Raw genomic sequence first — 4,523 nt, forward strand, 5'->3', positions numbered from 1 at the left:
GGGGCGGGCCCGGGCGGCGGCGGCCTCGGCGAGGGCGGACCAGAGCAGGTCGCGGGCCGCGGCAGGGCCCTCGTCGTCCTCGGGGTGCCACTGGACGCCGACCGCCCACGCGTCCGGGTGCTCGACGCCCTCGACGACACCGTCGGCGGCGACCGCCGCCCGGCGCAGGGCGGGGGCGACGGCCGCGACCGCCTGGTGGTGACCGGAGCGGACGGTCCACTCCCGGCGGCCGAGCACCGCGGCGAGCCGGGTGCCCTCGTCGACGGTCACGTGCTCGTCGACGAACAACCCGGTCGCGTAGTCGCCGCGGTGCAGGTGCGAGGGGTCGAGGTCGGGCACGAGCGTGCCGCCGAACGCGACGTTGAGCAGCTGCGCGCCGCGGCACACCGCGAGCACCGGGACCCCGGCGTCGACCGCGCCGCGGATCGCCTCCATGCAGAACAGGTCCGCGGCCGGGTCGACGCCGAACTCGTGCGGCACCGGGCCGGGGACGCCGTACAGCTCGGAGTCGACGTCACCGCCCCCGAGGAGCAGGAGCCCGTCGGCGGCGAGGACCTCGGCGACCGGCGGCAGGTCGGCCGAGGTGTCGACGAGCCGCCAGTCGAGCCCGAGCCGCGCGCACCCCGTGAGCGCGACCCGGGTGAACCGGCGGACGATCTGCGCGACGTGCTCGGTGAGGTCGGGGAAGTTCAGCGACACCAGGACGTCGACGCGCGGCCCGATCCGCGGCCCCGGGTCCGCGGGGACCACCTCGTGCGCGTGGATGACCGCCGCACCGGTCGCCGTACCGGGAGGGGCCGCCGTCACAGGGCCATCCACGTCGTCTTCGTGTGCGTGTACTTGTCCATCGCGGCCAGGCCCTTGTCGTGGCCGCCGAAGCCGGACTGCCCGTAGCCGCCGAACGGCACGGTGATGTCGCTCTCGTCGTAGCAGTTCACCCAGACCGTGCCCGCCCGCAGCCGGCGCGAGACCCGGTGCGCGGACGACAAGTCCTTCGTCCAGACCGAGGCGCCGAGCCCGTAGTCGGTGCCGTTGGCGAGCGCGATGCCCTCGTCCAGGTCGTCGAAGGTCTGGACGGCGAGCACCGGCCCGAAGACCTCCTGCTGCGCCAGCCGCGACCCGGCCGCGACGTCGTCGAAGACCGTCGGCTCGACGTAGTACCCGCCGGTCTCGGCGAGCACCTGCCCGCCGCCGGTGAGCAGCCGGGCGCCGTCCTCGTGGGCCGCGCCGATGTGGCCGAGGACCCGCTCGAGGTGCTCGGCCTCGACGAGCGCACCGACGAACGTCTTGGGGTCCAACGGGTCCCCGAGGCGCAGCCGCTGCGAGGCGGCGACGACCGCCTCGACGAGCTCGTCCTTGCGGGAGCGGTGGACGACGAGGCGCGAGCCCGCCGAGCACACCTCGCCCTGGTTGAAGAAGACACCGACCGCGACCGCCTTCGCGACGGCGGCGGTGTCCGGGGCGTCGGCGAGCACGAGCTGCGGGCTCTTGCCGCCGAGCTCGAGCGAGACCTCCTTGATGTTCGACTCGGCGGCGTAGTTGAGGAACAGCCGGCCGACCTGGCCCGACCCGGTGAAGGTCAGCGCGTCCACGTCCATGTGCCGGCCGAGCGCGGCGCCCGCGGTCGGGCCGAACCCGGGGACGACGTTGAGGACGCCGTCCGGCAGGCCCGCCTCGGCCGCGAGCTCGGCGAAGCGCAGCAGCGTCAGCGGGGACTGCTCGGCGGGCTTGACGACCATGCTGTTGCCGACCGCGAGCGCCGGGGCGATCTTCCAGACCGCCATCATGAGGGGGAAGTTCCACGGGACGACGGCCCCGACCACACCGAGCGGCTCCCGGGTGATCGTCGCGTGCACCGCCGGACCGGTCGGGGCGACGGCGTCGTAGCTCTTGTCCGCCGCCTCGGCGTAGAACCGCAGCGTCTGGAGCGTCACCCGGATGTCGACCGCCTTGGCGTGCGAGACCGGCTTGCCGACGTCCAGGCTCTCCAGCCGGGCCAGGTCGTCGGCGTCCCGTTCGACGAGGTCGGCCAGACGCAGCAGCGTGGCCCGGCGCTCGCGCGGGTGCAGGTCGCACCAGCGGCCGTCCTCGAACGCACGGCGGGCGGCCGCGACGGCCAGGTCGACGTCGGCGACGTCACCCTCCGCGACGGCCGCCACGACGCGGCCGTCGCGCGGGGCGACCCGGTCGAACCGCCGGCCGGAGACGGCCGGCCGGAAGCCGCCGTCGACCCACAGGTCGGTGCGGACCGGCAGACCCGCGGCCACCTCGTCGGACGGCGTGCGGGAGATGGTGCCGGCAGGGGTGCTCGCGACGGTGGACATGCGCTGCTCCAGACCTCGGTGGACGGCTCCGCCAGAGATTATTCGGACCCGAACGGATAGTCGAGGCCCGGCAGCCACTGCCGCCAGACGGCCTCGAGGCGTCCGTCCCCGATGACGGTAGCCAACGCCGCGTCGATCGCCTCCCGGAGCTCGGGGCGGTCCTTGGCGACCCCGACGCCCCAGCGGTTCTGCGTCCGCACCGTGAAGGCGACCTCGAACCGCGGGTCGTCGCCGAGCGGGACGAAGACGAGGTCGTCGTCGACGACGCCGTCCACCGCGCCGGACTCGAGCGCCGCGAGCATCTCGCCGAACACGTCGTCCGACTCCCCGCCGAACGGCACCGTGACCGCGCCCGGGAAGGTCTGCGCGAGCGCCATGTTCGTGCTGCCCGCGATCGCACCGACGCGCAGCCCGGCGAGCGCCCCGGGTGCGGTGATCCCGCTGCCCTTGCGGACGAGCAGGGCCTCGTTGAAGACGCCGTAGGGCCGGGTGAAGTCCACCTGCTCGGCCCGCGAGGGGATGATGCTCTGGCCGCACCAGACGGCGTCCGCCTCGTGCCGCTGCACCGACGGGATCATGTCGTTCCACGGCACCATGGCCCACTCCACCCGGCGGCCCATCGCCGCGGCGACCACCGCGGCCGCGGCGGGCTCGTAGCCCTCCCGGGTCACGCCGTCGGGGCTCTTGTGGAACAGCGGGGGCGCCTCGGCGTCGAGGCAGGCCAGCCGGAGCACCGCGTCCTGCGCGCTCACGGGATCGCCTGCTCGTAGCGCTCGATCTCCCAGTCGGTGACGGTGGCGCAGAACCGCGCCCACTCGTCGGACTTCACCTCGACGAGCAGGTCGGACAGGTCCTCGCCGAGCGCACCGCGCACGACGTCGTCCTTCTGGAAGGCCTCGATCGCGGCGGCGAGCGTGAGCGGCAGCGGGGCGAAGCGGTCGGAGTCGCCCTCGTAGCTGCTGCCGACCTGGGGCGGTCCCGGATCGAGCCGGTGGTCGAGCCCGTCCGCGGCGGCGGCGATGATCGCGGCGTGCGACAGGTACGGGTTGACGCTCGCGTCGGGGAGCTTGTACTCGAGCCGGCCGTTCGCGGACAGCCGCACCGTGCACGTCTTGTTGTCCATGCCCCAGTTGATCTGGGACGGCGCGAACTGGCCGGCGTCCCAGTACCGCTTGTAGGAGTTGACCGTCGAGCCGTTGAGGAGCATCGACCCCGCGGCGTGGGCGAGGATGCCGCCGAGGGCGTGCCGTCCCTCGTCCGTGAGGTGCAGCTCGGTGCGGCCGGGCTCGGCGAGGATGTTCCGGTCACCGCGCCAGAAGCTCACGTTGTGGTGGCAGCCGTTGCCCATCATCCCGGTGGCCGGCTTGGGCATGAAGCTCGCGACGAGACCGAGCTCTCGGGCGACCTGGCGGCAGACCTGGCGGTAGACGACGAGCCGGTCGGCGGTGAGGTCGGCGTGGTCGTACATCCAGTTCAGCTCGAGCTGGCCCGGGTCCTCGTAGTCGCCCTCGATCATGTCGAGGCCGAGCGCCTGCGCGTAACGGATGACCCGCTGGTACACCGGCCGCATGATCTCGAGGTTCTCGAGGTGGTACGCCGGGGACGAGCCGGCCGCGAACCGTACGTCGAGGCCCGGGCCCTTCCACGTCATCTCCGGCTCGCAGCCCGACCGCATGACCAGGCCCGTGCGCGCGGTGAACTCGGCGTGCACCTTCTTGAGGACGCCGCGGCTGTCCGTGGCGAGCCGGCGGCCACCGACCTCGGGCAGGTGGTCGGGCTCGTAGATCTGCGTGAAGAACCGGGCCACGGTGCCGTCCCACGGCAGGACGGCGAACGTGTCCAGGTCCGGCATCGCGGTGAACTCCGCCGCGTGCACGCCACCGCCGAGCAGGCTGCCGGCGCGGTCGGACTGCAGGTCCGAGATCGCGGTGCGGTGCAGGTTCACCCCGCGGTCGAGGTTGCGCCGCAGGTGCTTGGCGGGGACCACCTTGCCGATGACGCGACCGGTGATCGTCACGCCCTGGTAGTAGACGAACTCGACGCCGGAGCTCTCGATCGTCCGGGCGATCTCCTCGACCCGGGCCGCGTCGGCGTTGGCCTCGCGATGGGCGTCGAGCGGGGTGTTCGTCATGGGGTTCCTCTCGGGCGACGGGTGGACGACGGGACGACGGGACGGCGGGACGGCGTCCCGTCGTCCAC

General features: G+C 73.5%; 4 protein-coding genes. All 4 read right to left on the reverse strand.

The features are described from left to right. Nucleotides 1-807: gamma-glutamyl-gamma-aminobutyrate hydrolase family protein (locus EDJALFJO_RS00290; protein WP_143448197.1), on the reverse strand; the 807-nt coding region annotated here is incomplete at its 3' end. Continuing rightward, nucleotides 804-2,324 carry an aldehyde dehydrogenase gene (locus EDJALFJO_RS00295; RefSeq protein WP_088281050.1) on the reverse strand — a complete coding sequence of 507 codons (1,521 nt, stop codon included), beginning with the start codon at nucleotides 2,322-2,324 and terminating at the stop codon, nucleotides 804-806. The genes EDJALFJO_RS00295 and EDJALFJO_RS00290, both read right to left, overlap by 4 nt. A 38-nt stretch (nucleotides 2,325-2,362) precedes the next feature. Continuing rightward, the gene (locus tag EDJALFJO_RS00300; protein WP_088281052.1) at nucleotides 2,363-3,076 is read right to left on the reverse strand and encodes an ABC transporter substrate-binding protein; all 714 of its coding nucleotides are present in this window, start codon (nucleotides 3,074-3,076) and stop codon (nucleotides 2,363-2,365) included. Beyond that, nucleotides 3,073-4,455, reverse strand: coding sequence for a glutamine synthetase family protein (locus EDJALFJO_RS00305; protein ID WP_088281054.1), 1,383 nt, complete (start codon nucleotides 4,453-4,455; stop codon nucleotides 3,073-3,075). Before EDJALFJO_RS00305 ends, EDJALFJO_RS00300 begins: the two co-directional genes overlap by 4 nt. Nucleotides 4,456-4,523 lie beyond the last annotated feature (68 nt).

Origin of the sequence: Kineosporia sp. A_224, from assembly GCF_002198655.1 — a bacterium.
In the GTDB taxonomy this organism is placed as follows: domain Bacteria; phylum Actinomycetota; class Actinomycetes; order Actinomycetales; family Kineosporiaceae; genus R-H-3.